Raw genomic sequence first — 4,838 nt, forward strand, 5'->3', positions numbered from 1 at the left:
TTGTGATAAAGTCTGTAAGTGTGGATATAAGCTGTCAAGGGTCGGCACGAAGTGCTGATTTACATGCCCTTGACAGCACCGAAACAATACATTTCATTATCGGGCTCGTGAAAAATATACTTTTTCACAGCCCTCTTAAAAGGACCACGAATAATTACGATTAAGTTTGATAGTCCTCTCTGAATCGTAAATCTTAAAGTGTAATTCTTAAATCATTCTTTGTTCTTTTAATGTATGGGCTGTTATGTGTCTGATTTGTGAATTTTGAGGTTCAGCCCCGTAGTATCTTAAAAGTTAAATCGGTTATTGAATAAAAATACACTTGAAATATTTCGTGAAAGCGGTGATATTTATTTACAAATAAGCATATGATATTATTATTTTTTATAAGGAAAAGGTAAACAAACAGCACATAGCATGAAAGGGACAGCCATGTTTCCCGAAATGTTTCAGAATCGACTTTTTTTTGTCTTAACCGCCTGCTTTTTTGTGGTTTTTTCTTGTTTTTCGCATGCGCAATCCTCCAAAAATATTTCAGGGCGCTATCCGCAGGAGTACAGTGTTCAGCGGGATGACAGTGCGGGTATTCTGACCCTCTCCACTCCTTTTTACACCGTTCAGCACAACATGAAAAAGGGGGGAGCGCTCGATGCGGTCAGGTACACATACGGACGGGCCGGGAACGTGCTCCTCCAGCCGTTGGAAACGAGTGTGCAGGTTTCCGGCGGGACTTTCAGCGATCTCAACAATGCAAACCCAACGGTTGCTTACACGAAAAACGGCAACTATGTGACAGTAACCATAGACTGCCCTCTCCTCGACCGGGACGGTAAAGACGCCGGTATCCGGGTAAAGACTCGATACGAGTACCGCTGGGGGTATGTGAAAATCCACCGTGAATTCCTTTTCCCGGATACTCCGGTGAAAACGGGACGGATAACGGTGCTTTCCACCATATTCGATCCCGGACTCAGCCAGTACGGCTACCGTCAGAATATAAACGAACAGGAGGGAATGAGCCCCTCCGGTTTCGGAGTTTGCCAGTGGAGGATGATGCGGGCGGGAACTCACTTTGACCCTCCTCTCCAGACCCGGTTCGTTCCCCGGTACCTGGTTCTTGCCGATCAGGGAATCGAAGGTATAGAGTGGTTCGTATCGGATGACCTCTCACAGTGGGATTACCAGCTTACCGGTATACCCGGTAACGGGTACTGCTCTGTCGGAGCCTCCACGCGCCCGCTGGGAGTAACAGTTACCGTCAGCCCGCTGAACATCCCCGGTTCGGTGGCGCTCAAAGGCATGTATGCTTTCGACTATTATATCGGTTTTTCCATTCTTGAAGGTCATGCAAACAAACCCTGGCTTCATACCGCATTCAACCGTAACGAGAGTAAATGGGTATCGGAAGCGGAGATAAAACAGTGGGCCGATTCCGGTATACGCACAGCTCACTGTCATAACGACGGCGATTACACCGGCGACGGCAACTTCTGGAGGGATGGTTCCTATCCGCCTTATCCTCCCGAAGATATGAAAAAGTATGACGAAGTGCTCGCGCTCTGCCATAAGTACGGGATCAGGACGGCTACCTATTTTTCCAACAAGGAGTTGCACCCTTCGACAGATGCGTTCCGGAAACATGGCGAGGAATGGGGAAGAAAGCCGGATGATTCGGGTAAGCTCCTTCACAATAAATACGGAAAGGACGAGTTCGGAGCGCAGATGTGCCTGAAATCAGGATGGCTGGATTATCTGAAATTTTCCATCGACCGTGTTCTGAAAAATCACAAACTTGACGGCGTTTACTTCGATTGGAATGTGGCACTATACTGTAACAATCCCCTCCACATTGGGAAAACCTCCAATGGAATTTCGCCGGACCGGGGACTGGGAACTCTGGCGCTTTCGCCCACCGGTCACTGGGACATAGACGAGCTCATCGATCTCATGGAATGGACCCGTGAGCGGGTCGGCCCCGACGGCATGATTATTGTTCACAATACCATGACCCCGATGTTCGTCACCGAAAACTTTTCCGATTATGTGGTCGGGATGGAATGGGGATACGGGAAGCTCTCGGAAGGAGTGCCTCCGATCGACGAGCTCCCCCTCGAGTGGAACTTCGCTGGCGCCCGGTCACGAGGTGTGATCGGTTACGGCACCATTGACCCCGATGCGCCCAAACGACTGCACCGTCTCCTTGCCCTCGAAACGCTCCTGACCGGAGTGGCTCCCTGGCCTGCAAGCCCGGAAGCGAAAGAGCTCTACACCATCCTCCGTCCCCTTGGCGATGTGGAACAATACCGGTTCGAGGACTGGCGGAACAAAGCGGTGACCGTGGAAGGCGCCGACTGCCCATCGGCGGTCTATAGCCGTTCTGGCGAGGCGTATATCCTCCTGGGCAATTTCAATCCCGGGCCGAAGACGGTAACCTGCAGGATCGATCCTAAAGCTCTGCCCTCTGCATTGTCAGCGGTGCATTTCGGAGAGATTCTCGGCGGAGCAGCACCGGTAATGCTCGATGCAGGTAAATTATCCGGAAGCGGTGTGTCGGTTGTCATTCCGGCAGACAGCGCGGTCATGATCCATGCAAAACAATAAGGGTGACGGTTATATGATCTCGACTTTCCGGTTTATTGTAACTAACCGTGATTATTCATGAAAATATTTAACCACGAAGACACAAAGACACAAATCCATATAACATATTATTTGTACTATCATTAGCAATTATTAAACGTTGACATATAAAAAAGATATAAAAAAAAATCCGCGAAAATCCGTGTTCTATTTAATTTTGTGGACAGGCCGGGCTTAATGATTTGAAATGAAATTTGTTAAGGCCGGTAACTTGAGATTTATCGGTATCGATTAAAAGAAGCGAAAGTCTGAAATTATCGCATGAAGCATTGGCGGGGAGGTTTATTGAATATCATCAGGGAAACCGGAGTTACAGATCAAGTCCGTACTTACGGATTTTTTCACGGAGGGTTTTGCGGTTGATACCGAGATAATCTGCGGCTTTGGATTTATGCCCGTCAAACTGCCTGAGTGTTTTGGTGATTTCATTTTTCTCGAGCTCGGCAAGAGAGCCGTCTTCGCGTATACCTGTGTGCTGGCGGATCGCCTCGTCATTGAATGAGAGGTCGTTCAAGCCGATCATGTTCCCCTCACAGTTCACCATGGCGCATTCAACGGCGTTTTTCAACTCACGGACATTTCCAGGCCAGTCGTAATTTTCAAAGAATTGCATTGCATCTCCGGAAAATTTTGTCACGGCCTTTTTTTTGCGGGTATTGAAACCCTTCAGAAAATAATGGGCAAGGGGAAGAATATCATCCCTGCGCTGACGAAGAGGAGGCACATGGATGGGGAATACATTAAAACGGTAAAAAAGGTCTTCGCGGAATGTACCGTTCCGTATCGCATTCTGAAGGTTTTTGTTGGTTGCGGAAATAATCCGTACATCCACTTTAAGCTTTTCCATGCTGCCGATTTTAGAAATTTCCTGTTCCTGGATGACGCGCAGGAGACGTGACTGCATATTGATGCTGATATTTGCAATCTCGTCGAGGAAAATAGTACCTCCGTTAGCCAGTTCAAATTTACCCTGTGTGGTCTCTGTGGCGCCGGTGAATGATCCCCTTGTATGGCCGAACAATTCGCTTTCGAAGAGTGATTCTACCAGCACCCCGCAATCAACTACCACAAAAGGTTTTTCCCGTCTTTTACTCAGCCGGTGTATCGTACGGGCCACGAGCTCTTTCCCGACACCGGTTTCCCCGGTAACAAGCACGGTCGAGTCGGTCGACGCCACCTTGTTTATAAGCATGACAACTTTTTTTATCTCGTTCGACCGGCCTATGATAGAATCCGATGTCGATTCTTCCGCTTTGGACAGAAGCATACAGGCTTCTTCAAGAATCTGCTGCCGGTACGATACGGCTTTTTTTACGGCCGAGATCAGATTTTCAGCGGTAAACGGCTTGGGGAGATAATCGTATGCACCGAGCTTGATTGTCTGCACGGCAGAATCGATCTTGGCGTATCCGGTAATCATTATCACAATGGAATTCGGATCATCTTCCCGGAGCTTTTTCAAAACATCGATACCGGATATTCCCGGCATTTTCAAATCCAGAAGGATAACATCGAACGATTCCTTCCGGGTCAGCTCGAGTCCTTTATACCCGTTATCGACCGCCTGCACTCTGTAACCCTCTTCGGTGAGTGTCTGGAGGCATCCGATGCGAATGGACTCGTCATCATCGATAATAAGGATGTTTGCCGAAAAAGACATCAGGCGCGCTCCTTGATTTTTGGCAGGTTTATAGTAAAAGCGCTTCCCTTTCCGACCTGGCTGGAAACCTTTATCGTTCCGCCGTGACCCTGAACAATGCCGTAGCTGATGGACAGACCGAGCCCTGTTCCATGACCGACTCCTTTTGTCGTAAAGAACGGCTCGAAAATTCTGTCGAGATTTTCGGGAGGTATCCCGATACCCGTATCGGTGAAACCGATCTCAATGGTATCGAGCTGTTTCTCGGATTTCGTGCTGATTGTCAGTGTCCCCTTGCCGTTCATCGCGTCGGCCGCATTCATGATGATATTCACAAAGACCTGCTGTATCTGCGCGAGATCAGCCATGATAACCGGCAGATCGGACTGGTAATTTTTAACCACCTGAATATTATGAAATAATGGCTGGTTCTCGAAAATATTTATGGTTTTTTCCAGAATATCGTTTACAATAATTTCCTCTGTTTTCGGTTCACGCTCGCGGGCGAAATCGAGGAGTCCCTGAACGATGTTCTGACACCGTTTCGCCTCCTTCTCGA

At 48.2% G+C, this 4,838-nt stretch carries 3 protein-coding genes; 1 reads left to right on the forward strand and 2 read right to left on the reverse strand.

The window, feature by feature from the left end:
* Nucleotides 1-627: 627 nt before the first annotated feature.
* A complete protein-coding gene (locus LLG96_07870; GenBank protein MCE5250123.1) occupies nucleotides 628-2,601 on the forward strand; it encodes a DUF6259 domain-containing protein in 1,974 nt (657 codons plus the stop codon).
* A 349-nt stretch (nucleotides 2,602-2,950) separates the two neighbouring features.
* Here the strand turns inward: LLG96_07870 and LLG96_07875 are convergent, their stop codons facing one another.
* Together LLG96_07875 and LLG96_07880 are read right to left on the reverse strand one after the other, a co-directional pair.
* Complete coding sequence (locus LLG96_07875) at nucleotides 2,951-4,300, reverse strand: sigma-54 dependent transcriptional regulator (protein MCE5250124.1); 1,350 nt, start codon at nucleotides 4,298-4,300, stop codon at nucleotides 2,951-2,953.
* On the reverse strand, nucleotides 4,300-4,838 hold a 539-nt coding region (locus tag LLG96_07880; GenBank protein ID MCE5250125.1), incomplete at its 5' end, for a hypothetical protein. The genes LLG96_07875 and LLG96_07880, both read right to left, overlap by 1 nt.

Source organism: bacterium, assembly GCA_021372535.1.
GTDB lineage: Bacteria > Latescibacterota > Latescibacteria > Latescibacterales > Latescibacteraceae > JAFGMP01.